This is a genomic window from Brevundimonas sp. (assembly GCF_036399195.1).
Classification (GTDB): Bacteria; Pseudomonadota; Alphaproteobacteria; order Caulobacterales; family Caulobacteraceae; genus Brevundimonas.
The window spans coordinates 1-23790 of the sequence record NZ_DASWNO010000295.1; the positions used below are offsets into that span (position 1 = coordinate 1).

Here is a 23790-nt window from a genome sequence, read left to right on the forward strand (position 1 = left end):
CCCTCGTCCAGGAAATGGGCATCCGGTATCTTCGATACGGCCCGCCGCTGCACACCACCCTTCTTGGACCTGGCCGCTACGACTGGTCGTTCGCTGACGAGACCTTCGCTGAGATCCGCCGGCGACGGCTGATCCCGATCGTCGACCTGTGCCATTTCGGCGTCCCCGACTGGATCGGCGACTTCCAGAACCCCGACTTCGGGCTGCATTTCGAAGCCTATGCACGAGCCTTCGCCGAGCGCTTCCCGTGGGTTCAGCTCTACACGCCGGTCAATGAGATGTTCATCTGCGCCACCTTCTCCGGCCGGTTCGGATGGTGGAACGAGGAGGGCAAGACGGACCAGACCTTCGTCACGGCGCTGAAGAACATCGTGAAAGCCAATGTTCTGGCGATGGAGGCGATCCTTCAGGTCCGTCCGGACGTCATCTTCATCCAGAGCGAGTCGTCCGAGTATTTCCACGCCGAGAATCCGGCCGCGATCAAGCCGGCGGAGACGATGAACTGCCAGCGCTTCCTGACGCTGGACCTGAACTACGGCCGCCGCGTCGACTCCGGCGTCTACGAGTTCCTGATGGACAACGGCATGACGCGCGAGGAGTACCACTTCTTCCTCGGCCGCCGGCTGCGACAGCACTGCATCCTCGGCAACGACTACTACTGGACCAACGAGCACCGCGTCCGGGCCGACGGATCGACGACCGCGTCGGGCGAGATCTTCGGCTACAGCGAGATCACCCGCCAGTATTACGACCGCTACCGCCTGCCAGTGATGCACACCGAGACCAACATCTCCGAGGGGCCGAACGGCGACGAGGCGGTGAACTGGCTGTGGAAGGAGTGGGCCAATGTCCTGCGGGTTCGCAACGACGGCGTCCCGACTGTAGGCTTCACCTGGTACTCGCTGACCGACCAAATGGACTGGGACACAGCCCTGCGCGAGCAGAACGGGACGGTGAACCCGCTGGGCCTGTACGACCTCGACCGCAATATCCGCGCCGTGGGGCGGTCCTACAAGCAACTGATCAAGGACTGGGCCGAGATCCTGCCGACACAGAGCGTCTGTCTCAGCGTGCCGATCGTGCCGCCCGAGGAATGGGGCGACGACCATTCGGTGGCGCAGTTGCAGGAGGCGGCGAACCTCCGGCGCCGGGAGTTGAAGCTGGCCGACGCGGAACCTTTCCCGACGTAAGGTGTTTGCGACCCCGGGAGAGCGTCATGACTCTGTTTGCGGGCCACATTCTGAACGACGGCGACGTCATCGTCACCGACGCCCATCCCGGCGAGTACACCGTCGTGGCGGTGCACGAGACCAAGGCCTGGATCCGCGAGCGCGACGGCGAGCGCGAGATGATCGTCGACTACCACCGCTGCGCCCCGACAGACCGGCTGCACTAGTCGCCGCTTTCAGCCGTTCCGCTGCTCCCAAGCCCTGACGAACGCCGCCGCGGCCTTGCCGCTGTCCGCCGCCGATCGGCCCGGCTTGAACACCCCCGATCCGAGCCCGAAGCCTGAAGCGCCTACGGCCAGCCATGTCATGACGCTGTCAGGCTCGACGCCTCCGACCGCGTAGACCCGAGTGCCCTGCGGCAGCACCGCGCGTACTGCCTTCAGGCCCGCCGGACCGGCGACCTCCGACGGAAACAGCTTGAGCACGTCGGCGCCCGCGCCGAGCGCGGCGAACGCCTCCGACGGTGTGAAGAAGCCCGGCATCGACACCAGCCCGGCCGCCTTGGCCGCCCGGATCACCTCGGGGTTGGTGTTGGGCGAGATCACGATCTGGCTTCCGGCGTTCGCCACGGCCCGGACGGCCTCCGTATTGAGCACCGTGCCGGCGCCGACGACCGCGCGACCGTCCAGCGCGTCCCGTAAACGACGGATGCTGTCGAGCGGCTCGGGCGAGTTCAGCGGCACCTCGAGACAACGGAAGCCCGCGGCGACGATCGCCTCCCCCACCTCGACCGCCTCGTCGGGCCGGAGCCCCCGCAGGATGGCGACCAGCGGGAGGGCGTCGAGCGTCGCCAGTATGTCTTCGGTCATGTCCGCGCTTCCCATATGCGCCACAGGCCCTTCGCCGTCACCTCGGCCGCGTCCGCGACTTCGGGTCGGGGGAGGCCCGCCACCTCCAGCGCCATGCCGTAGCGACGGGACAGCTCGGGCGCCCCGACAAGCGTGACTGGCGCCGCATGGGCGGCTTGAAGCTGAGCCGCGATCTCGGCGCCGATGAGCAGACCCGACAGGTAGTCGGGCGCCGCCTCCGGCGCCAGCCGCCCGCCCAGCATTCCGACCCGCACGGAGAACAGCGCCGCCGTCACCGCCCGGTCGGAAAGGCTTCGCTCGACCCCGCGGCTGAACGCCTCGTCGTCACCCGCCGCGCGATCAGGAGAACTTGAGAGGATGGCGCTCTGGCTCACCGCGGCGAACAGCTCACCGGTGACGAAGGTCCGGAACGAGACAATGCGGCCGTCCTCGACCCTGATCCATTTGCTGTGGGTGCCGGGCGCCACCGCCCAGCCGGAGCCGCCGTCCCCCCAGAGGCCCATCATCTGGGTCTCCTCGCCGCGCATGACGTCGGTCAGGACGCCGTCCTCAACCTCCGAGACGCCGGAGACGATGAACACCTCGCCGTCGGTTCCAGGCCGCACCAGAGCGCCCGCGATATCCGTAAGGGAGGCGGGACAGGGCTGGTAGCCGGCCTCCCGCCATTTTCCCCGCGCGCCCGCCATGCCGCAGATCAGGACCGGCGCCTCGGCCAGCCAGTCGCCGGCCACCTCGTCCAGCACGGCTCGGAAGCCCTCGGCGGACAGCTCTCCCGCGCCGCGTGGGTCCGCCCTCTGGTCGAGCACGCGCCCGCCCGCGGCCAGCCGCATCACCCGCACATTGCTGGTGCCCCAGTCCACACCGATCAGGGCGGCGGCTTCAAGCGAGGGGTGGGAGATGGCGGCCTCCGCGGAAGATCGGAAATAAGGCGTCGCCCGAACAAGCGCATGACAGGCCGCAATGTTCACGCCACGTCTTCGGTTCGAGGGCCCTGAACCGCTGCGCCCCTGACGGCGTTGAAGCTGTGTCGCCGCTGGCGCGTCGGGCGCCGCAGCAAGGAATCGTCATGGCCGCAATCTATCCGGACCTGTCGGGCAAGGTCGTGATCGTGACCGGCGGGGCCGGCGGCATCGGCGAAGCCATCGGTCGGAGCTTCCTGCGGCAGGGCTGCCGGGTCGGCGTCCTCGACCTCGACGCCCAACGCGGGGAGGCGCTGCAGGCGGAACTCGGCGAGGCCGGCGCCTTCCAGTTCGTCGAATGCGACCTCACCGACATCCCCACCCTCAAGGCCGCGATAAGGCAGGTGCGCGAGCGGTTCGGCGCCATCGACATCCTGATCAACAACGCCGCCAACGATCAGCGACACGACACGCTGGAGGTGACGGAGGATTATTGGGACGGCCGGATCGCCGTGAACCTGCGGCATCAGTTCTTCGCCGCGCAGGCGGTGCTCCCCGACATGATGGAGAAGAAGGCGGGCGTGATCCTGAACCTGGGCTCCAATTCGTGGATGATCGGTCAGGGCGGCATGGTCGCCTACACCGCCTGCAAGTCGGCGGTGCTGGGCCTGACCCGCTCGCTGGCGAGGGACTTCGGGCCTCATGGCGTGCGGGTCAACGCTGTCGCGCCCGGCTGGATCATGACGGAGCGGCAGCTGGAGCTGTGGGTCACGCCGGAGACCGAGCAGGAAATCTACGACCGCCAGTGCCTGAAGCGGAAGCTGGTCCCGGACGACATCGCCAGCTTCGTCGTCTTCATGGCCTCGGAGGACGCCGGCGCCTGCACCAATCAGCATTATGTCGTCGATGGAGGCTGGGTCTGATGAGGGACAAGCCCCTGCGGTCGCGCGCCTGGTTCGACAATCCGGAAAACCCGGACATGACAGCCCTCTATCTGGAGCGCTATCTGAACTACGGCCTGACCCGGCGCGAGCTGCAGTCCGGCCGCCCGATCATCGGCATCGCCCAGACGGGCTCGGACCTCGCCCCCTGCAACCGCCACCATCTGGTGCTCGCCGAGCGGGTGCGGGCGGGCATCATCGAGGCGGGCGGGATCCCGATGGAGTTTCCGGTCCACCCAATCCAGGAGACCGGCAAACGCCCGACGGCCGGGCTGGACCGCAACCTGGCCTATCTCAGCCTGGTCGAGACGCTGTACGGCTATCCGCTCGACGGCGTGGTCCTGACCATCGGCTGCGACAAGACCACGCCCGCCTGCCTGATGGCGGCGGCGACGGTGGACATGCCGGCCATCGCCCTGTCGGTGGGGCCGATGCTCAACGGCTGGCACGAGGGCAAGCGCACCGGTTCGGGCACCATCATCTGGCGGGCGCGACAGATGCTGGCTGCGGGCGAGATCGACTACGACGGCTTCCTGGAGCTGGTCGCCTCGTCGGCTCCCTCCGTCGGTTACTGCAACACCATGGGCACGGCGACGACGATGAACTCGCTGACCGAGGCGCTCGGCATGTCCCTGCCCGGCTCCGCCGCCATCCCCGCGCCCTACCGCGAGCGGGCGCAGGCGGCCTATGAAACCGGGCGGCGAATCGTCGAGATGGTGCGCGAGGATCTGAAGCCCTCGGACATCCTGACGCGCGACGCCTTCCTCAACGCCATCGTGGTCAACTCCGCCATCGGCGGCTCCACCAACGCACCGATCCATCTGATCGCCATCGCCCGGCACGTCGAGGTCGAGCTGACGCTGCGGGACTGGGAGGACCACGGTCTCCATGTGCCGCTGCTGGTCAATCTCCAGCCGGCCGGCGAATACCTGGGCGAAGACTATTTCCACGCCGGGGGCGTGCCGGCGGTGATCAACGAGCTGATCCCGCAGGGTCTCATTCGGGAGGGCGCCCTGACTGTAACGGGGCGGACACTTGGCGAGAACTGCGCCGGCAAGAACACCGTCCTGTCCGAGGTCATCCGACCCTTCGACGACCCCGTGAAGACCGACGCCGGTTTCCGCGTGTTCACCGGCAACCTGTTCAACACCGCGATCATGAAGCTGAGCGTCATCAGCCCGGAGTTCCGCGAACGCTACCTTTCGAACCCCGACGATCCGAACGCATTCGAGGGTGAGGCGGTCGTGTTCGACGGGCCGGAAGACTATCACCACCGCATCGACGACGAGAGCCTCGGCATAACCGAGACCAGCCTGCTGTTCATGCGGGGGGCCGGGCCGATCGGCTATCCGGGCGCGGCGGAGGTCGTGAACATGCGGCCGCCGGCCTATCTGATCAAAAAGGGGGTCCACGCCCTCGCCTGCATCGGCGATGGACGGCAATCCGGCACCTCCGGCTCCGCCTCGATCCTGAACGCGTCGCCGGAAGCGGCGGCGGGCGGCGCGCTGGCGCTGCTGCGCACCGGCGATCGAGTCCGTATCGACCTCAACACCGGCCGCGCCGATGTCTTGGTTTCAGACGCGGAACTGGCCGAGCGCCGGGCCGCACTGGAGGCCGCGGGCGGCTACGCCTATCCCGCGCACCAGACCCCTTGGCAGGAAATCCAGCGCGGCATGGTCGGGCAACTCGAGACCGGCGCGGTGCTGGAGCCGGCGGTGAAATACCACCGCATCATCGACCGCTTCGGCCCGCCGAGAGACAGTCACTGACTACAGCCTGACCAGCGCCTGCGGCAGGCCGGGGGTCTCGACACGCACCCGGTAGAGTCCGCCCAGCGTCGGCTGCTCCGCCCGGCGGTCCGCATTCCCGAGCCAGGCCGTGGTGCAGTAGAGCGTCCTCAGGTCCTCGCCCCCGAACGCCGCCTTGGTGACCGTCACGACCGGGAATCGGATGGTTCCGATCCGCTCGCCCTCCGGCGAAAACCGCGCCACGCCCGAGCCGTTGAACAGGCCGACATGGACGACGCCTGCGGAGTCGACACTCGGTCCGTCCGCGGAACCGTCGACCGTCTCGGCGAACAGCCGCTTGTTGCTCAGCCGCCCGTCGTCATGATCGAAGGCGTAGATGCGCCGCTCGGTGGTGTCGTTGTGATAGAGGGTCCGCCCGTCCGGGCTCATCGCCGGCCCGTTGGTGACGCGATAGCCGTCGTCGTGCCGCGTGATTTCACCGCGATGGTAACGGTACAGCGCCCCTGAGACCGTCTCCTCGCTGTCGTCCATCGAACCGAACCAGAGCGATCCGTCCGGCGCCACGAAGCCGTCGTTGAGCCGGTTCTGCGGACAGTCCGGCTCAACCGCCGCCAGCTTTTCGAAGGCGCCGCTCACCGGATCGAACCGATGCAGCCCGGAGCGAACGCCGCAGACCAGCGACCCGTCCTCGGCCGGCAGGGCGAAGCCGGTCTGGTCGGGCGTGTCCCACGAAGCACGAGAGCCGTCTTCTCCATAGCGGTGGAGCTTGCGGCCCTTGATGTCGACGAACCAGACGCACCGCTCGCGGGCGGACCAGACCGGGCCCTCGCCCAGTTCCGCCCGCAGGTCCCAGACCAGTTCCGGTTCATCCATCCGTGGGTCTCCCGCTTCAGCAGGTGAAGAAGCGGAAGCGGATCCGGTTCCGGTAGGTCTGGCCCGGATCAAGGCGGACAGAGCCGAAGGCGGGCTGGTTCGGCGTGTCGGGGAACATCTGCGGCTCCAGCACCACGGCGTCCCCCTGCCGGTACAGCCGCCCCGATTTCCCTGCGAAGGAGCCGTCGAGGAAGTTGCCTGAATACATCTGCACCCCAGGCTGGTCCGACCAAAGCTCCATGGCGCGGCCTGAGACGGGATCCTCCAGCCGGGCGACAGGGCGCGGCTCTGGCGCAGTCTCACGGCTGACGACCCAGTTGTGATCGTAGCCCTTGCCGAACACGATCTGTTCTTCGGAGGCGTCCCGGACCCGAAGGCCCACCGGCGTCGGCTGACGAAAGTCGAACGGCGTGCCTTCGACGCTGCGAAACTCCCCGGTCGGAATTGCCGTCGGATCGGTAGGAAGGTATTCGTCCGCATAAAGCGTCAGAATATTCCCCATCGCCCCGCCCGGCGCGCCCTCTCCGGCGATGTTCCAGTACGCGTGATTGGAGATGTTCACGACCGTCGCCCGGTCCGTCGTCGCCGCGTAGTCCAGCGACAGGACGCCGTCAGTGGACAGCCGGTAGGTCGCCGTGACGGTCAGTTCTCCGGGATAGCCCTGATCTCCGTCCGCGCTGACGCACCGGAGGACCAGCGTCGGCGCGGGCTCATCCGAGAGCGAGACGATCTCCCAAACTCTTCGGTCCAGCCCCTCGGTCCCGCCATGCAGCGAGTTCGGCCCGTCGTTGAGCGGAACGCGGTGCTCGGCGCCGTCGAGCACGAAGCGTCCGCCCGCGATCCGGTTCGCCACTCGTCCCACCGTGACGCCCATGTAGGCGGTCTGGTTCAGGTAGCCCGCCAGCGTGGAGAAGCCGAGAGCGACATCCGCAGTCTCGCCGTCGCGCCCCGGGGTGATCACCGCCTGGATCGCCGCGCCTAGTGTCAGGATGCGGACGCGCACGTCGGCGGCGTCGAGCGTCACCAATTCGACCGCGTCGCCTTGAGGGGTACGGCCGAACGGTTCGCGGCTCGCCGTCCCCGGTCCGGGTCTGCCCTGCACTGACTAAGCCTCCCGTAGGACTGTTTCCGCCTCTGCAGATAAGTCCTCTGCGGCGCTCCGGTGCCCCGGCTACGTCAAATCCGCGAGTCCGGGATCCAGCCCCCGCGCCCGCCGCGCCGCTCGTTCCTGTCTGGTCCCACTGCGCCACGCGGCGACGGAGAGCACCGCCAGCGCCGCCGCGCTTGCGGCATGGAGCATGACCGCGGCCGGCGAACCCCGACGGGCGCGCACCAGCGCGGCATCGGCGACCGGGATCATGGCGGCCAGACCCGAGACCGCGGCCAAGGACTTCGGCGAAGCGGAGGCCGACATCGCGAGACCGCCAGCCAAGGCCAGATCGCGGACGCCGAGGGCGCGGACGTAGTCCTCGCCGGCTCCCTGGACAGGCAGGCCGAACAGATGCGCCGCCTCTCGCGGCCGCGACAGGAATAGACCACCAAGGCCCAGCAATGCCGCGCCCAGCACCAGGGCCCCCGCCGCAGGCGCCCTGGAGCCGCCGGCCGAGGCGGTCATGCCGCCGCTCCCGCGGTCGGCCGGCTCCAGGAAAAGCAGCCGGACGGCCCCGCGCCCTGCACCATCAGCGCGCCATGCCGGTACAGCATCCAGGGGTTGGCGCCGTCGGGCAGACGCAGGATGGCGATCGACCCGCTCGCGTCTATCTGGACAAGCCGGGCGTCGGCGGCCACGACCGTGTCCATCACTTCGACCCCCGGCCGCAGCAGCACCATGGTCTCGGCGCCCGCGGGAGGAGGCCGCAGGTTCCAGGCTCCCAAGCCGGCGGCGAGGAACACGGCGATCGCCGCGGGGCCTCTGCCAGCGCCGCCCGGGGATTGCGCCCCACGGGCGACCGCGACGGCGGCGAGCAGGGGAAGGAGGCCAAGCACGACGAGCCATCCGGCGTCCCACAGGACCGGATCGCTGACGTCGAGGCGGATGTGATGGATCTCGAGGATCCAATGGAACAGGCCCACGTCGACGATATTCCACACGCCGAAACCGGCGAGCACTCCCACCACAAGCCGACGTGAGCCGCCCGCCTGCCCGAGGCTGTGCCGCGACCGCCACAACAGGATCAGCCCCACAACGGCGACCGCGTACATCAGGGCGTGGAAGGCTCCGTCGGCGAGGATCTGCGCATGCAGACTCTCCACCTGCGGCGCGTCGACCAGGCTCAGCAGATGGTGCCACTGGAGGATCTGGTGGAGCAGGACGCCGTCGAAGAAGCCGCTCAGCGCGAAGCCCAGAACGAACGCTCCACCGAAGGGGGGTGACAACAGCGCCGGGCGGGTCATCGCGAGCTCCATCTGGTCGACACCGGGCGAACCGGAGGACCGAACTAAGGTTCCACGGCCACGAATACTTCACCTGCTCATCGTCTTGTCGGCCACGCTGGACCGCGTCCTTGTTTCGCCCTCCCGACACAGGAACCCGAACCCTGCGCCGGGCGCTGAAATCTCGATGGAGTTTTCAGATGCTTGCACGAACAGGCCTCGTGCCCATGGCCGACGAAGACATGAGGGAGAAGGCGCGTCGCTGGCAGGCGCGAGCCGCCGACGCGGACGACCCGCGCCAGCGCGAGATGTTCGAGCGGCTCGCCGCCGACTACGAAGCGGCCGCCATCTCGGCGAGACGGCATGGCCGCCGCTAGCTGGCGCGCATCAGGAATGGTCTGGGCTGCAACGCTGATGTCCGGCTGCGCGGAGGCCCAGGAGGCGGCGTCCTCCCCGACCAATAACGCCCCGGCTTTCTCGATCAGCGCGCCGTCGCCCATCACGGGCGCGGATCAGGACTACGATGCCCTGCTCGCCGCCGCCGCGGACGCTGAGTTCGTCCTGCTGGGCGAGAACAGCCACGGCACCGCCGACTTCTACCGCGAGCGGGCCCGCATCACCCTGCGTCTTATCCGCGAGCGGCGCTTTCGGGCCCTCATCCTCGAGGCGGACTGGCCGGAAGCGGAGCGGCTGAACGACTATGTGCGGCGAAAGGGCGTGGACGCCTCGGCGGAGCAGGCGCTGGCCGGCTTCGACCGCTTCCCACGCTGGATGTGGAGGAACGCGGAGTTCGCCGCCCTGATCGAGGACATCCGCCGGCACAACGAGCCGCTGCCGCCGGATCAGCAGGTCGGCGTCTACGGCATGGATGTCTACAACCTGTTCGAGGCGGCCGCTGCGGTCACCGACTACATGGCCCGAACCGCACCGCCGGACGCGGACACGATCCGGCGCCTGTATCGCTGTTTCCAGCCGTATCGCGGGCGGCCCGAGGCCTACGGTGCGGCGACCCGGCGACCGTCGGCCTCATGCGAGGATGATGCCGTCGCCGCGCGCGAACTGGTCGAGTCCGTCGGGCCGCCGGCCCGACCGGGAGCGGACGACGAGCATTTCTCGGCGCTGCGCAACGCCAGCCATGTCATCGCGGCGGAGGCTTACTACCGCGCGGCCTACAGCGGCGCCTATTCGTGGAATGTCCGCGACCGCAGCATGAGCGAGACCATCGAGGCCGTGGCGGCTCACCACGCCGCGCCAGGCGAAGAGCGAGGTCGGGTCGTCGTCTGGGCGCACAACACCCATGTCGGAGACGCGCGGGCGACGGAGATGACATACCGGGGCGAACTGAACCTCGGTCAGCTGCTGAAGGAGCGGTACGCAGACCGCGTGTTCAGCGTCGGCTTCCTCACCTACGCGGGTCGGGTGAGGGCGGCGCGGGACTGGGGCGGCTCCGGGCGCGTTTACACGCTCAACCCAGCCTTGCCGGGCAGCTATTCCGCCATCCTGGAGGCCGCCGGGCTGGACCGGGCCCTGGTCATCCTGGGCGAGGAGGCCGAGGACTCGCCGCTGCGCCAACCCGCCCTGCAGCGGGCGGTGGGCGTGATATACCGCCCGGACGACGAACGCGGCGCCCACTATTTCGAAGCCAATCTGTCGACCCAGTTCGACGGCCTCGTCTTCCTGAAGCTGACCGAACCGGTCACGCCGCTCTGACGGCGGCGCGATGCGGTGGAACGTGCGCCCGATCCGACTGTTGATGGGCGATGATATACCCACGCCAGTTCATCGAAGTCTCGGGCGTGCGCCTCGCCTATGCCGACATCGGGAGCGGCCCGCCCGTCATCCTGCTGCACGGCGCCTTGACCGGAGCCGACGACCTTCTGTTGGCCTTGGGCGATGCACTCGCCGGTCGGGTCCGGCTGATCGCGGTCGACCGCCCGGGCTACGGCGGCAGCGACGGGGACTGGGAGACGGCGTCGATCTGGCGGCAGGCGACCCTTCTCCGCGGCCTGAGCGGAGCGCTGGGGCTGGACCGGCCGGTCGTCGTCGGCCACTCCTTCGGCGGCGCGGTCGCTCTCAGTTGGGCCGTGCAGGCCCCCGGGGAATTGACGGCCGTGGTCGCCCTGGCTCCCCTCGCCTTCCCGGAGCCGAGGCTGGAGCAGGTGCTGTTCGGACCGAGAGCCGCGCCGCTTGTCGGCGACCTGCTGTCATTTCTGTCCATGCCGTTCGACGCGGTGGCCATGCCCGCCGTCTGGCGGGCCATGTTCTTCCCACAGCCGATCCCGGACCCGTTCGAAGCGGCGTTCCCGACCCGAGTTCCAGGCGAGCGGAGCCGCATGAAGACGGTGGCGCGCGAGGCGGCCCGCCTGCTCCCGGACCTCACGCGCTCCGCCAGCCTGTATGGCGGTGCGCGACTGCCGATCCGCATCATCTGCGGAGACCAGGACCGTGTCGCCAATCCGATGCTTCACGGCCGGGCGCTGGCGGCGATCTTGCCGGAAGGCGGCTACCTCTCCGTACCGGGCGCCGGCCATATGGTGCATCACGCCAGGCCCGACCTCGTCGCCGACGCCGTGCTGGAACGGGTCGGCGTCGGCGCCGCGGAGGACAGGGTTCCCGCGTGACGGACCCGTCGGTCCGCTGGCCCGCCCGGCTCTGGCTGGTGCGCCATGGTCAAAGCGCCGGCAACGTCGCGCGAGACCGTGCGCGCGCGGCGGGACGCGCGCGGATCGACCTCGACATTCGCGACGCGGACGTGCCGCTCAGCGTTCTTGGTCAACAGCAGGCTGAAGCCCTCGCGGCTTGGTTCGCCGCCTTGCCCGAGCGCGAACGGCCGGAGGTGGTGCTCGTCTCGCCCTACCTCCGCGCGCGGCAGACGGCGCAAGCGATCCTCGACGCCCTGCCCGGCGGACCGAACCTCCTGTGCGCTGACGAGCGGCTGCGCGAGCGGGAGTTCGGCATCCTCGACCGCCTGACCACCAGCGGCATCGGCGAGCACTTCCCCGACCAGGCTGAGGCTCGAGCCTTGCTGGGTAAATTCTACCACCGTCCGCCAGGCGGCGAGAGTTGGTGCGACGTCATCCTCAGGCTTCGCAGCGCGCTCGACACCCTGAGCCTTCATCACCGGGGCAAGCGGGTGCTCATCGTCGGGCACCAGGTGGTGGTGCTGTGCCTTCGCTACCTGCTTGAGAAGCTCGACGAGGCGCAAATCCTCGCGATCGACGCCAAGGGGGATGTGGCGAACTGCGGCGTCACCGAATACGGGCTGGCGCCAGGAGCCGGCGAGCTGGAGCTCATGCGCTACAATTTCGTCGCGCCGCTGCTGACCGTCGGAACCCCCGTGACGACCGAACCCGACGCCGCGGTCGCCGTCCGATGAGCGTTCTGGACTTGACCCCCGAGCTGCTGCGGACCGTTCCGCTGCCCGCGCTCCGGCCGGATGGCGACAAGCAGGATCGCGGCACCTGTCTGGTGATCGCCGGCGGCGGCGGCGTGCCGGGCGCGGCGCTGCTGACCGGTCGGGCCGCGCTGAGGGTCGGCGCGGGCCGGCTCAGGCTGGCGGCTCCGCGCCCGCTTGCCTGCGCCTACGGCGTAGCGCTGCCGGAAGCCCGGATCGTGGCGACACCGTCTACCGCTTCTGGGGAGTTCAGCCGCAGCTCCGGCCGCGTCCTGGGGCGGTTCGTGGAGACCGGCGTGTCCGTCGTCGTCGGTCCGGGCACGATGGACGGTCCGACAGCCCAGCGACTTGCGCTGGACCTTCTCGGCGGGGACGGCGCGGCGCCGTTCGTGGTCGACGCCGCGGCCATGCCCGATCCGGAGCTGCAGCCGAAGTTCGGCGGGCTGGCGGATGGGCGCGTGATCCTCACGCCCCACGCGGGCGAGATGGCGGCGCTCAGCGGGTTTACGAAGGACGAAGTCCTGGCGGACGCTCTGGGAATCGCCCGCGAGACCGCAGAGCGGTTGAAGTCCGTTGTGATCATGAAGGGCGCCGTCACCTTCGTCGTCTCGCCGGACGGCACGGCATGGCGGCACGCGGGAGGCGTTCCAGGCCTTGGCGCTTCCGGATCGGGCGATGTTCTGGCGGGCGTGATCGGCGGCCTGCTGGCGCGCGGCGCGGCGCCGGTCACCGCTGCGCTCTGGGCCGTCTACCTGCACGCCGCGGCGGGGGCCCGCCTCAGCCGCGAGATCGGCGCGCTGGGGTTTCTGGCGTCGGAGCTGCTGGACGTGCTGCCTCGCGTCCTCTCCGGGACAGACAGCTAGTTCAGGCGGCGTTCGCGCGGCGGTCGCCGGCGCGGCGATCCTCGTTGCGCATGCCGCCGTTCAACATCATCAACTCGAGCCGGACCTCGATAAGGCGAAGCTCGATCGATCCGAGAGCCAACAGCAGCACAGAAGTTATCAGGGCCGCCGCCTCGAAGCCGATGACGACGACAGCGGCGCTCTGACCCAGGACGCCTCCGGCGAGCAGCGTCAGGGCGAAGGCCGCCGCGCTGAGAGCCACGCCATAGGCGCCGATGACCTTCATCCACGACGACCTCGGCGCATCCATGTTGATGCGGTTTCCCGGGCGGCGGCGATCGCGGCCTCGCCGCTCCCGACGCTCGCGGCGATCGGTTTCGACCGCTTCAAGCTTGCGCGCGACAGTGTCAGCTTCGACGGACATGATGAACCCTCCTGATAGATCGGACCGCCAACACGCGCCCATCGGGCGAGCAAGGCGAAGCGGCGCCAAGCACGAAGCGGCCTCTCACGCCGCGGCCGCCGCTCTGGCGAGTACAGCCTGTTCCGCGCGGGCGGCCCTCAACACGTATCGGATCTGGTAAGTCAGCAGCCGCCAGTTCAGCGGCTTGGTGACGAAGGACGTCGCGCCCAGGCGGTAGGCGCGATCGATCGCTTCCACGTCCTCGCGCCCGGTCTGAACAATCACCGGCAGCCCCACGGTGGCGGGATCCGACCGCAGGCGCTCCAGAACCGCGAAGCCGTCCATGACCGGCATCTCGAGATCGACCAGCAAAACGTCGAAGCGCCCGGCTTCCAGCATCTGCATCGCCTCCGCGCCGTTCTCGGCCACGGTGACGCTGGCGTTCGGCGATGCGAGATTCACCTGCGCGAACTCTCGCAGGATGGGGTCGTCGTCGACGAAGAGCAGTCGGGCCTGCTCGTCGAGAACGTAGAAGAAACCACTCACAACAACCCCCTTCGGCCCTGACGCCGACCTCGGGAGCTTAAGGGAGAAGTCATTAATCGACTGTATAGTCTGGCAATGTCCGTAAGCAGACACAAAGCCAACAGCTTTCGCGGGAAGTTCTTCGGCGGTTCCATTCGCCGAAAACTGATCGGCCTGGTTCTTTCATCGCTGCTGACGACCTGCCTCATTACAGCCGCGCTGTCGGGATGGCTGGACGCGCGCCGCCAGTCGCAGCTCGAGACTGAACGCCTCACGCAGACGGCTCACGTCATAGGTTCGCTGGCCGCCGCTTCGGTGGAGCGTTCGGACGCCTCCGGGGCCTTCGTCGCGATCCGTTCGATCAGTCAGATGCCCGACGTCCAGTACGCGCGGATCGTGGGGCCCGATCAGCGATTACTTGCGGAGACCGGGGGGGGCGTCAGACTCAACTCTGACATCGCGCTTGAGGCCGGTCAGAAGGGCTCCATCTGGTCGGTCATCAGCAGCGGCACCATACAGGCCACGGTTCCGGTCCGCAGCCAGGGCCGGGTCGTGGGCGAAATCACCCTGCTGAGCGAGACCCCGGGTCTTCGCGCACGCGTGCTGGGCGCCGTCCTCGTCAGCTTCGCCGGCGCCGGCGTGGCGCTGTTGGCCGGGCTGCTGATCGCCAGCAGCATGGCGCGCCGGATCAGTCGCCCGATCATCGAGTTGGCGCAGTTCACCAGCACGCTTAAGGCCGGGGAATTCCGGCGCGCGCCGGAGATCGAGGCTGAAGGCGAGATGGCCGATCTGGTCGCCGGCTTCCAGGCCATGACCGAGGCCATCCGCCTGCGCGACGACCGCATCGCCGCTCACGTCGCCGGGCTGGAGCACGAGGTCTCGGCTCGGACGGCCGAACTGGTGGTCGCAAAGGATGCGGCCGAGGCCGCGACGGCCGCCAAGTCCGACTTCCTCGCCGTGATGAGCCACGAAATCCGGACGCCGATGAACGGCATCCTGGCGCTGAGCGAGCTGCTTCGCAGTTCAGACCTGCCCCCCCGGCAGCGCCGTTACGCCGACGTGATCGCGAAGTCCGGACGCTCATTGCTGAGCATCATCAACGACATCCTGGACTTCTCGAAGGTCGAGGCCGGCAAGATGGAGCTGGAGACCGTCGAAGTCGATCTGGCCGAGACGGCGGAGGACGTCGCCAGCCTGTTCGCCGAGCGGGCGCAGGAAAAGGGCCTCGATCTCGCGGTCTATGTCGACCCGGCCATCCCCCCAGTCATGGCCGACCCGACCCGCCTGCGTCAGGTCATGAGCAACCTGACCAACAACGCCATCAAGTTCACGGAGTCGGGCGGCGTGATCCTGACCATCGAAGCGGATCCCTCGCAAGCGGGCTGCTACGTCTTCAGCGTCACCGACACCGGACCGGGCATCCCCGAGACGGTCCTGCCCAAGCTGTTCGAGGCCTTCTCGCAGGCCGATCAGACCACGACGCGCAAGCACGGCGGCACAGGTCTGGGGCTGACGATCTGCGACCGGCTGGTGCGGGCCATGGGCGGCGAATGGCGGCTGTCCAGCGAGGTGGGCCGCGGCTCAACCTTCGCGTTCGCCGCGCCGTTCGAGGCGGCCGCGGAGCCTGCGGCCTGGGATCTGCCGTCGGCCGGCCTGAGCGTCATGACTTCAGGCCTTGGACCGATGACGGAACAGGCCGTGACCCGATATCTCAAGGATTTCGGCATCGGCCTGACCGACGACCCGGCCTCCGCCGGGGCGGCCTTCGTGGGTCCTGCCGCCGCGCCCCTTCCCCTGCCGTCCGTGCTCATGGGGCCGGAAGGGGCGTATGACGCGAGCGCGGCGTGCGTCGCTCCATGGCCGATCCGTCGCGCGGACGTCAGGACCTTGGCGGATCAGATCGCCTCGGGTCAGCCCATGGCGCTGGAGGCCGGTTCCACGGGACTGCTGACCGGCATGCGCTTCCCGGGGGTGTCGGTGCTGGTTGTCGACGATTCCGACGTCAACCGCGAGGTGGCCGGCGAGGCCCTCCAGAGGCTCGGCGCCGATGTGGCCCTGGCCGAGGACGGCCTGCAGGCGGTCGAACGTCTCCGCACAGACCGGTTCGATCTGGTCCTGATGGACGGCTCCATGCCCGTCATGGACGGGTTCGAGGCCAGTCGGCAGATCCGGGCGGAAGAAGCCCGGGACGGCCGGCCGCGGACCCCCATTCTGGCGCTCACCGCCCATGTCGTCGGCTCGGCGGCCGACGCCTGGCGCAGCGCCGGGATGGACGGTGTCATCCACAAGCCCTTCACCGTGGGCGACCTGGCCCAAGCGCTCAAGACCCACTGTCCGGACCGCGCCGTGGAGGGCGAGGACGCACCGGCGGCGGAAGTCTCACCGGCCGCGGGCGCCGACGATCTCTTCGATCCGGCGGTCAGGGCAGAACTGGAGGCCATGGCGCAGAACGGCCGCCCGGACTTCGTCGAGCGCATCGCCAACCTCTACGCCACCAACGCGCCCCTGCGGTTCGAGGACCTGCGGGCCGCCATGGCCGCGAGCGACCTCGACGCGGCGGCGCGGGCCGCCCACGCGCTGAAGTCCATGAGCTTGAGCCTCGGGGCCTCCGCCGTCGCGAAGGCGGCTTCGGCCGCCGAACGGGCGGCGCGGGAGAACGCCGGCGACGCCATCGACCTCCCGGCCATACAGGCCCTGCTGGACCGCACCATGGCCTCGCTCGGCCTCGCCTCGGCCGCGGCCGAGGCCGCGCCTGAAGCTCCTCAGGCCCCGACCGTGAAGGACGATGTGAGGGCCGCGATCGCCGCCGGCCACATTCAGGTCTTCTACCAGCCGATGATGGATCGGACCGGCGGCTTCGCCGGCAAGGTCGAGGCCCTGGTGCGCTGGACCTGTCCGGACCGCGGGCCCATCCCGCCTGACGACTTCATCCCGGCCCTCGAAGCCGCGGGCGGAATCGAAATGCTCACCGACTTCGTGCTGGACCGCGCCATGGAGCAAACCGGCGGCCGCCCCGGCGTCCTCGTGGCCGTGAACGTCTCGGCCTCGGAGTTCCAGGATCCCGGCTTCGCGGACCGCGTCTCCGCCCTCGCCGCCCGCCGCGCGTTTCCGCCGAAGCGGCTGGAGATCGAGATCACCGAAACCGCCATCCTGGACATCCAGCACGCACGCCCCACCTTGAGCCGTCTGGCCGAACTGGGCGTGGCCGTGGCGCTGGACGATTTCGGGGCGGGGTACACCAGCCTGCACGCGCTCCGCGAGCTGAAGTTCTCGACCCTGAAGATCGACCGGAGCTTCGTCACGGGGTGCACGGAAGACACCGCGTCCGCCGCCATCATTCATGCGGTCATCGGCGTCGGCCGCGCGATGGGCATGAAGATCGTCTGCGAAGGCGTCGAGACGGAGCAGCAGGTCCAGTTCCTCCGCACCGCCGGCGCCCACCTGATCCAGGGCTATGTGTACAGCCGACCGGTCCCGTTCGATCAGCTCCCCGAGTATCCGTCGCTCCCGGTCGGAGCCACGGCCGTTCCGTCGATCCCCGCGACCCTGAAGGCATCCTGAGTCTCCGATGGCCAGTATCGTAATCGTCGATGACGACCCCACCGTCCGCCTGATCGCAACGGAGATGCTGCGCGACTGCGACCACGCGATCGTCGAGGCCTGCGACGGCGACGAGGCGCTGAAGCTGGTGCGGTCCATGCACATCGACCTCGTCGTGCTCGACATGCTGATGCCCAACAAGGACGGGCTGGAGACCATCATCGAAATCCGCAACTTGCGGCCGTCGATCCGAATTCTGGCGATCTCATCAGGCGGACGCACCGGAGCGGACTTGCTGCTCAGGACGGCGATGGCCTTCGGGGCCGACGCCACCCTCGCCAAACCGCTCAGGGTCGACACCTTCGCCGGTTCTGTGGATCGGCTGCTGTCCATCCCGGCGCGGCGCATGGGCGCAGCCTCCACGGGCTGATCCGTCTCGCTCCGTCAGCGCCGCCGGATCACCGCCCCGACGGCGGCGATGCGTTCGACGTCATCGTAGGCGGGGCGGCGCAACATGCCGCCGAACACGTCGGGATCCAGTTCCTCGTAGGTCATGACGAACTCTGATCCGAGACGATCTTGTAGACCCTCGCGCACGACGTCCCGCCCCTCCACGATCGGACTGCCGGTGTAGAGCACCAGCCGGCCCTGCTCGCTCAGCCGCGGCAGACTCTCGCTCACCCAGTCCAGTCCCAGCGCGGCTCCGTAGAGGTCCCCGCCGTCCCGGTAGATGCGGCCGCCGCTGCCCGCGACGTAAGGGGGATTGGCTACAATGAGGTCGAACGGGCCCTCGACGGGCGCCAGCCCCTCGCCTTCCGCGCCCCGCACGGATGCTCCCGCATGGGCGGCGTTGATCTGCAGGTACAGCAGGGCCTTCGCGTTGACGTCCGTCCCCCAAACCTCGGCGTCCGGGCGGCGAGCCGCGATGGCGAGAGCCCCGGCCCCGGCGCCGCAGCCGATGTCCACGGCGCGTTTCACCGGCCCGCCCTCGCCAAGCGCCGCGTCGATCAGTCTCACGAAACGGTAGCTGTCCGGCCCCAGGAAGACCGCGTTCCGGCTGCTTCCGGCGGCAGAATGGACATGCAGGCGGCCGTCGAGGGTGCTGACGCGCACCGTCAGCCTCAGCCCGTCACGGCCCACCTCCACCACGCCGGCGGCCCGCAGGTCGTCAAGCACGTCGGCCGGCAGATCGTCGGGGCCGAACGAACGCGTCCAGCCGAACACATCCCTGAGGTTTTCGGATCGGGCGCGCGCAAGCCGGCTGGAGACCAGTCGGTGCGTCCCCGGGGTCGGCATGACGAACCGGTAGCCGGCTTCATCCAGGGAACGGAGAACCCGGCCCAGCGACTTACTCTGTGCTTCCGACCGGCGTGCGTGCGACGTCAAGCCGTCCTCAGCTGCAAGCTTTCACCCCAGAGGTGCTCGCGATAGCAGTCATAGCAGGCGGCCCCCGCCATCAATCGCATCACCGCGCCCTCGGCCAGGCTGCGGATCACCTCGGGCCGATCCTCGGCCAGCGGCGTCAGCACTTCCTCGTTCCAGGTCCGCGAGTGTTCGACATCTAGCGTGGCGTGCAGGGCGTAATATTTGCGCTCGGGTCCGACCCCCAGCCGCTTCAGGCCCCGCGCCACATGATCCGCGCGCCAAGGAGCCGTGAGCTCGACCGCGCCGAGCGCCCCCAGCGCGTGGAACGCGTAGCGGCGCGTCGTGGAGAACGCCACCAGCACATTGCCCAGCGCCAGCGAAGGCCAGACGGTCTCCTCGATGGTGGGGTGAAGGTCCAGATGCTGCGCCAGCTTGGCCAGCATCGGCCCGTGCATGCCGGCCATGCTGCCCCGGCCCATCTCATCCCAGTAGTTCCGGGCCAGCTCCAGCTTGGGCCGGTCCGGCATCTTCACCTGCGCCATGGCGACGAGGTCGTCGAACCCGGCCTCGCCCGCCACCTCCTGCAGCAGGAACCAGCGCATCTGTTCGAAATCCGCTTCTTCCGCCAACCATGGGAACAGCGGATCGTTCTCGCCGGGCCCGGCGCCCTTCAGGGCCTCGAACCAGGCGACGAAGTCCGCCGGCGTTTCGGGAAGATCCTTCAGCCACGGCTCCGCCGCCGCGCGCGCCCGCTCAATGTAGGCGCCTTCCGTCACGATGAGCTCCGCATCCTCGCGCGCATCGGCGACCCAGTCCGCGTAGGGAATGGTCGGCTTCAGACGGCGATGGTTCCAGCGGGCGAGCCGCCGATGAAAGTCCGAGGGGCTCGCCGATTCAGGGCGCAACGCCGTAACGGCGTCCGGGACGCGCATGATGGGTACTCCGTATGATGAGTGCGGATTACGCGGCAGAGCTCGGAAAGTTCCCTTCGTAGAAACAACGGCTTGCAGCGAGCCTGTGTCGAGAAACCGACTCTGGAACCGGGGCAACGACGCCCCGTTCCTCCGGCATCAGAGGACACTTCATGCAACACTCCGGATTCACTTGGACTTTGAAGCGCGACGGCGACGCATGGCTGTGGGCCGCCCGCGGCCGGAACGAGGAAACCCTGATAGAAGGCCGCGCCCGCTCCCGCGCGGAGGGGGCCGCCTGCCTCGTGCGCGCCATGTCGCAGGCTGTTCTGGCGTCCGACGGCCCGGTGGCCGCGTGACATGGGAATGAAGGTTCTCGAGACCGCGGTTTATCGCGGGCCGCACCTCTACAGCGCCCGGCCGATGATCCGTGTCCAGCTGGATCTCGGCCCGTTGGAGGATCACCCGACCAGTCGCCTTCCCGGCTTCACGGAGGCGCTGCTGAGCCTGATGCCGAGCCTTCAGGGACACGGCTGTTCGTATGGGCACGCCGGCGGTCTGGTCGAACGCATGCGCGAAGGCACCTGGCTGGGCCATGTGATCGAGCACGTCGCCCTGGAGCTGCAGAGCCTCGCCGGTGCGCGGACAACGCGCGGCAAAACCCGGTCGGTCAAGGGCCGGCCCGGCGTCTACAACGTCATGTTCGCCTACGAGGACGACACCGCCGGCCGGTTGGCGGGACGGTTCGCCGTCGAACTGGTCGCCGGCCTGCTGCCGGACGATCTCAATTCGCTCGAGGGACTGGACAGGATCATTCCGGTCGACGAGCCGGCGCCCCTTGACCTCGCTTCGGCGGTCGAGGCCATCCGGCTCGCCTTGCGCCGGGCCGCGTTCGGACCGAGCACCGCCTCCTTGGTCGCGGCCGCTCGCCGCCGCGGCATCCCCGTCGAACGGATGAACGGGCAGAGCCTGATTCAGCTCGGCTGGGGCCGTCGCCAGCGCCTGATCCGCGCGAGCGTGACCAGCCAGACCGGGCTGATCGCCGCCGAGATCGCGGGCGACAAGGCGGAAGCCAAGGCCGTGCTGGACCGCGTAGGCGTTCCGGTCGCCCGCGGGGTGACCGTGCGAACCGCCGCCGAAGCGCTGACAGCCTCCAAGGGCCTCAAGCGTCCGGTCGTGGCCAAGCCGCTCGACGGCAACCACGGCCGCGGCGTCACCACGGGCCTGATGACCGACGCTCAACTGCTGCTCGCGTTCGAAGAGGCGGCGCGGCACAGCCGGCGCGTGATCATCGAGGAACAGCTTCCGGGCCACGACCACCGGGTGCTGGTCGTCGCGGGTGAGGTGGTCGCGGTCGCCGAGCGAGTGCCTCCGCACGTCACCGGCGACGGCGTCAGCACGGTCGCCCAGCTGGTCGAGGCGGTGAACGCCGACCCCCGGCGCGGGGTCGGCCATGAGGCCGTGCTGACCCGCATCCGGCTCGACGCCTACGCCGCCGAAATCCTGTCGCGCCAGAGCCTGACATCGGAGAGCGTGCCCGAGGCCGGGCGCAGGGTCGATCTGCATACGGCGGCGAACCTGTCGGCGGGCGGCACGGCGGTCGACCGGACCGAGGAAATCCATCCCGACAACGCGGCGATCGCGCGCCGCGCCGCCCTCGCCGTGGGGCTGGACGTGGCCGGCATAGACCTGCTGGCGCCGGACATCACCCGCTCCGTGCGCGAGACCGGCGGCGGCGTGGTCGAAGTCAACGCCGCGCCAGGGCTGCGCATGCATCTCGACCCGTCGCACGGGCAGAGACGCGACGTCGCCGCCCCGATCGTCGCCTCCCTGTTCCCGCGCGGCAGCCGCGCCCGCATCCCGGTGCTTGCGGTCACCGGCACCAACGGCAAGTCCACCGTCGGCCGAATGCTGGCCCAGATCTTCCAGGCCGGCGGCCAGACGGTCGGCCTGACGAATACGAGCGGCGTCTATATCGGAGCCGAAAAGGTGTTCTCCGGCGACGCCTCAGGGCCGAGGAGCGCTCGAATGGTGCTGCGCGATCCGACGGTGGACGTGGCTGTGCTGGAGTGCGCGCGCGGCGGCATCCTGCGCGAGGGACTGGCCTTCGACCGGTGCGACGTCGGGGCGGTGCTGAACGTCCAGCCTGACCATCTGGGCCTCAAGGGCATCGACACGCTGGAGGACCTGGCGGCGGTGAAGTCGGTCGTGGTGGAATCCGTGTCCCGGCGCGGTGTCAGCGTCCTGAACGCCGACGATCCCCTGACCATCCGCATGGCCCGTCACGCGGGCGGGCGCGTCTGCTGGTTCACCATGCGAGGCGGAGCGGACGCGCCCGGCTTCGTCCTGAAGCATCTGGCGCAGGGCGGCATGGCGGTGCTCCACGATCCGGCCACGGGCCTCATCACCCTTCACGACCGCGGGCAGCAGCACGTCGTCTGCCACGCCCGCGACATCCCCGCGACGCTCGAGGGTCAGGCGGCGTTCAACGTGCAGAACGCCCTGGCGGCCGCCGCCATGGCCCACGCCGCCGGCGCGCCCCTGCATCAGATCGCCACTGCGCTGGCGACCTTCCGCTCCACTTTCGAACAGAATCCCGGCCGGCTGAACGTCTTCGACGACCATGGCTTCCGGGTGATCCTGGACTACGCGCACAACCCCGAAGCCCTGCGTGCCCTGGGCAGCATGGTTGCGGCCATCCGGCCGGAAAACGGCCGCACCATCGGCATGGTCAGCATCCCCGGAGACCGGCAGGACGCGGAAATCCGGGCGATGGGCGAGATCGGCGCGGAGTATTTCGACCACATGGTCTTCCGCGAAAGCCCCGACAACCGTGGACGGCCAAAGGGCGAGGTCATCCGGTTGATGACGGAAGGCGCCATGTCCGCCGGCTACGACCCCGCTCGCATCAGCGGCGTGCATGAGGAGCCGAAGGCCGCTGAGCATGCGCTCCGGATGGCGCGGCGTGGCGACGTCGTGGTGGTCATGCCGACCCGGATCGAGGAAATCTGGCGACTGATCCAGGAGTTCCGGCCCGATACCGCCCCCTCGTCCGAGCCGTCCGGCGGGGTCATTCTGGAGCCGCCGCATGGCTGAGGGCCGGGGCGCGCTTCTGATCATCGGCGGGCATGAGGACAAGGAGGGCGATCGCGTCATCCTGAAGGAGCTCGCCCGTCGGCTCGATGGCGGCAAGCTGGTGGTCGCGACCGTGGCCTCCCACGAGCCGGAAGGCTATTTCGACGCCTACCTCGAAGCCTTCCGCGGGCTCGGCGTGACCGACATGGTGGAACTGTACGTCGACGAGCGCTCCGACAGCGAGTCTCCGGAGGCTCTGGAGAAGCTGGACGGCGCGGCCGGGGTGTTCTTCACCGGAGGCGATCAGCTGCGCATCACCAGCCAGATCGGCGACACCGCGCTGGAACGCAGGATCGGCGAACTCCATCGCTCGGGCGTCGTCATCGCGGGGACGTCGGCCGGCGCGTCGGTCATGAGCGAGACCATGCTCGTGGCGGGACCGAGCGCTGAATCCTACCGGATCGGCGAACTGCACATGGCGCCAGGCCTGGGACTGATGCGGCACGTCATCATCGACCAGCATTTCGCGGAGCGCGGTCGCCATGGCCGGCTGGTCGGCGCCGTGGCGCATAATCCGCGGCTGCTCGGCGTAGGCATCGACGAAGACACAGCGCTGCTGGTCGAAGGCTCCCAAGGCCGGGTGCTGGGATCTGGCGCCGTCTATGTCGTGGACGGGGAGTCGGCGACCCACTCAAACATCGCCGAGGCCCGCCGCGAGGACGCCCTGTCGATCTTCGACGTGCGAATGCATGTGCTGTCCGCCGGCGACCAGTTCGACTTCGCGAAGCGGCGTCCCTGCCGCGCGCGCTGACATCCCACGCGCCTCAGCGGAACGGAGCGCTGAGAAACCGCGAGCCGGATAG

Annotated in this window: 24 protein-coding genes; 14 read left to right on the forward strand and 10 right to left on the reverse strand. The window is 69.0% G+C overall.

Annotation, left to right across the window (positions count from 1 at the left end):
- The coding region (locus VGB60_RS12840) for a family 1 glycosylhydrolase (protein WP_331038640.1) at window positions 1-1190 on the forward strand (1190 nt) is incomplete at its 5' end.
- A gap of 26 nt (window positions 1191-1216) precedes the next feature.
- A complete protein-coding gene (locus VGB60_RS12845; protein ID WP_331038641.1) occupies window positions 1217-1396 on the forward strand; it encodes a hypothetical protein in 180 nt (59 codons plus the stop codon).
- Window positions 1397-1405: 9 nt separating this feature from the next.
- Here VGB60_RS12845 and VGB60_RS12850 read toward each other — a convergent pair whose 3' ends face one another.
- Together VGB60_RS12850 and VGB60_RS12855 are read right to left on the reverse strand one after the other, a co-directional pair.
- Window positions 1406-2038 carry a 2-dehydro-3-deoxy-6-phosphogalactonate aldolase gene (locus tag VGB60_RS12850; RefSeq protein ID WP_331038642.1) on the reverse strand — a complete coding sequence of 211 codons (633 nt, stop codon included), beginning with the start codon at window positions 2036-2038 and terminating at the stop codon, window positions 1406-1408.
- A complete protein-coding gene (locus VGB60_RS12855) occupies window positions 2035-3006 on the reverse strand; it encodes a 2-dehydro-3-deoxygalactonokinase (protein WP_331038643.1) in 972 nt (323 codons plus the stop codon). The genes VGB60_RS12850 and VGB60_RS12855 overlap by 4 nt, the downstream gene beginning before the upstream one ends.
- Window positions 3007-3104: 98 nt before the next feature.
- On the opposite strand from VGB60_RS12855, the gene VGB60_RS12860 reads away from it, so the two are divergent.
- Window positions 3105-3860 carry an SDR family oxidoreductase gene (locus VGB60_RS12860; RefSeq protein WP_331038644.1) on the forward strand — a complete coding sequence of 252 codons (756 nt, stop codon included), beginning with the start codon at window positions 3105-3107 and terminating at the stop codon, window positions 3858-3860.
- Window positions 3860-5647 (forward strand): IlvD/Edd family dehydratase, encoded by a 1788-nt coding sequence (locus VGB60_RS12865; RefSeq protein WP_331038645.1) that lies wholly within the window; start codon window positions 3860-3862, stop codon window positions 5645-5647. The genes VGB60_RS12860 and VGB60_RS12865 overlap by 1 nt, the downstream gene beginning before the upstream one ends.
- On the opposite strand, the gene VGB60_RS12870 is transcribed toward VGB60_RS12865, so the two are convergent.
- The 4 genes from VGB60_RS12870 to VGB60_RS12885 form a co-directional block, all read right to left on the reverse strand.
- Window positions 5648-6499 carry an SMP-30/gluconolactonase/LRE family protein gene (locus VGB60_RS12870; RefSeq protein WP_331038646.1) on the reverse strand — a complete coding sequence of 284 codons (852 nt, stop codon included), beginning with the start codon at window positions 6497-6499 and terminating at the stop codon, window positions 5648-5650.
- A gap of 16 nt (window positions 6500-6515) precedes the next feature.
- Window positions 6516-7601 carry an aldose epimerase family protein gene (locus VGB60_RS12875; RefSeq protein ID WP_331038647.1) on the reverse strand — a complete coding sequence of 362 codons (1086 nt, stop codon included), beginning with the start codon at window positions 7599-7601 and terminating at the stop codon, window positions 6516-6518.
- Between the two features lie 69 nt (window positions 7602-7670).
- The gene (locus VGB60_RS12880; RefSeq protein WP_331038648.1) at window positions 7671-8114 is read right to left on the reverse strand and encodes a DUF4267 domain-containing protein; all 444 of its coding nucleotides are present in this window, start codon (window positions 8112-8114) and stop codon (window positions 7671-7673) included.
- Window positions 8111-8893 (reverse strand): DUF2243 domain-containing protein, encoded by a 783-nt coding sequence (locus VGB60_RS12885; protein WP_331038649.1) that lies wholly within the window; start codon window positions 8891-8893, stop codon window positions 8111-8113. Before VGB60_RS12885 ends, VGB60_RS12880 begins: the two co-directional genes overlap by 4 nt.
- A gap of 179 nt (window positions 8894-9072) precedes the next feature.
- On the opposite strand from VGB60_RS12885, the gene VGB60_RS12890 reads away from it, so the two are divergent.
- From VGB60_RS12890 to VGB60_RS12910, 5 genes are read left to right on the forward strand one after another with little or no spacing between them, the layout of a single operon-like run.
- The gene (locus tag VGB60_RS12890) at window positions 9073-9249 is read left to right on the forward strand and encodes a hypothetical protein (RefSeq protein WP_331038650.1); all 177 of its coding nucleotides are present in this window, start codon (window positions 9073-9075) and stop codon (window positions 9247-9249) included.
- A 37-nt stretch (window positions 9250-9286) separates the two neighbouring features.
- A complete protein-coding gene (locus VGB60_RS12895; protein ID WP_331038651.1) occupies window positions 9287-10582 on the forward strand; it encodes an erythromycin esterase family protein in 1296 nt (431 codons plus the stop codon).
- Between the two features lie 50 nt (window positions 10583-10632).
- Window positions 10633-11493 (forward strand): alpha/beta hydrolase, encoded by an 861-nt coding sequence (locus VGB60_RS12900; RefSeq protein WP_331038652.1) that lies wholly within the window; start codon window positions 10633-10635, stop codon window positions 11491-11493.
- The gene (locus tag VGB60_RS12905) at window positions 11490-12248 is read left to right on the forward strand and encodes a histidine phosphatase family protein (RefSeq protein ID WP_331038653.1); all 759 of its coding nucleotides are present in this window, start codon (window positions 11490-11492) and stop codon (window positions 12246-12248) included. Before VGB60_RS12900 ends, VGB60_RS12905 begins: the two co-directional genes overlap by 4 nt.
- The gene (locus tag VGB60_RS12910; protein WP_331038654.1) at window positions 12245-13129 is read left to right on the forward strand and encodes an NAD(P)H-hydrate dehydratase; all 885 of its coding nucleotides are present in this window, start codon (window positions 12245-12247) and stop codon (window positions 13127-13129) included. The genes VGB60_RS12905 and VGB60_RS12910 overlap by 4 nt, the downstream gene beginning before the upstream one ends.
- Window position 13130: 1 nt before the next feature.
- On the opposite strand, the gene VGB60_RS12915 is transcribed toward VGB60_RS12910, so the two are convergent.
- Together VGB60_RS12915 and VGB60_RS12920 are read right to left on the reverse strand one after the other, a co-directional pair.
- Window positions 13131-13532: a hypothetical protein gene (locus VGB60_RS12915; RefSeq protein WP_331038655.1), complete on the reverse strand. Its 402-nt coding sequence runs from the start codon at window positions 13530-13532 to the stop codon at window positions 13131-13133.
- 84 nt (window positions 13533-13616) lie between these two features.
- Window positions 13617-14057 carry a response regulator gene (locus tag VGB60_RS12920; protein WP_331038656.1) on the reverse strand — a complete coding sequence of 147 codons (441 nt, stop codon included), beginning with the start codon at window positions 14055-14057 and terminating at the stop codon, window positions 13617-13619.
- Between the two features lie 75 nt (window positions 14058-14132).
- Here VGB60_RS12920 and VGB60_RS12925 point away from each other — a divergent pair, with 75 nt between their 5' ends.
- Both VGB60_RS12925 and VGB60_RS12930 read left to right on the forward strand, forming a co-directional pair.
- Complete coding sequence (locus VGB60_RS12925; protein WP_331038657.1) at window positions 14133-17597, forward strand: EAL domain-containing protein; 3465 nt, start codon at window positions 14133-14135, stop codon at window positions 17595-17597.
- Between the two features lie 7 nt (window positions 17598-17604).
- Complete coding sequence (locus VGB60_RS12930) at window positions 17605-18006, forward strand: response regulator (RefSeq protein WP_331038658.1); 402 nt, start codon at window positions 17605-17607, stop codon at window positions 18004-18006.
- Between the two features lie 14 nt (window positions 18007-18020).
- Here the strand turns inward: VGB60_RS12930 and VGB60_RS12935 are convergent, their stop codons facing one another.
- Both VGB60_RS12935 and VGB60_RS12940 read right to left on the reverse strand, forming a co-directional pair.
- Window positions 18021-18872 (reverse strand): methyltransferase, encoded by an 852-nt coding sequence (locus VGB60_RS12935; RefSeq protein WP_331038659.1) that lies wholly within the window; start codon window positions 18870-18872, stop codon window positions 18021-18023.
- Window positions 18873-18958: 86 nt separating this feature from the next.
- Window positions 18959-19873 carry an iron-containing redox enzyme family protein gene (locus tag VGB60_RS12940; protein WP_331038660.1) on the reverse strand — a complete coding sequence of 305 codons (915 nt, stop codon included), beginning with the start codon at window positions 19871-19873 and terminating at the stop codon, window positions 18959-18961.
- 152 nt (window positions 19874-20025) lie between these two features.
- On the opposite strand from VGB60_RS12940, the gene VGB60_RS12945 reads away from it, so the two are divergent.
- Genes VGB60_RS12945 through VGB60_RS12955 form a run of 3 tightly spaced genes read left to right on the forward strand, consistent with a single transcriptional unit; the run spans window position 20026 to window position 23738 of the window.
- Window positions 20026-20211, forward strand: a complete 186-nt coding sequence (locus tag VGB60_RS12945; RefSeq protein ID WP_331038661.1) for a hypothetical protein — start codon at window positions 20026-20028, stop codon at window positions 20209-20211.
- A gap of 7 nt (window positions 20212-20218) precedes the next feature.
- Window positions 20219-22948, forward strand: coding sequence for a cyanophycin synthetase (gene cphA / locus VGB60_RS12950; RefSeq protein ID WP_331038662.1), 2730 nt, complete (start codon window positions 20219-20221; stop codon window positions 22946-22948).
- A complete protein-coding gene (locus VGB60_RS12955) occupies window positions 22941-23738 on the forward strand; it encodes a cyanophycinase (protein WP_331038663.1) in 798 nt (265 codons plus the stop codon). The genes cphA and VGB60_RS12955 overlap by 8 nt, the downstream gene beginning before the upstream one ends.
- Window positions 23739-23790 lie beyond the last annotated feature (52 nt).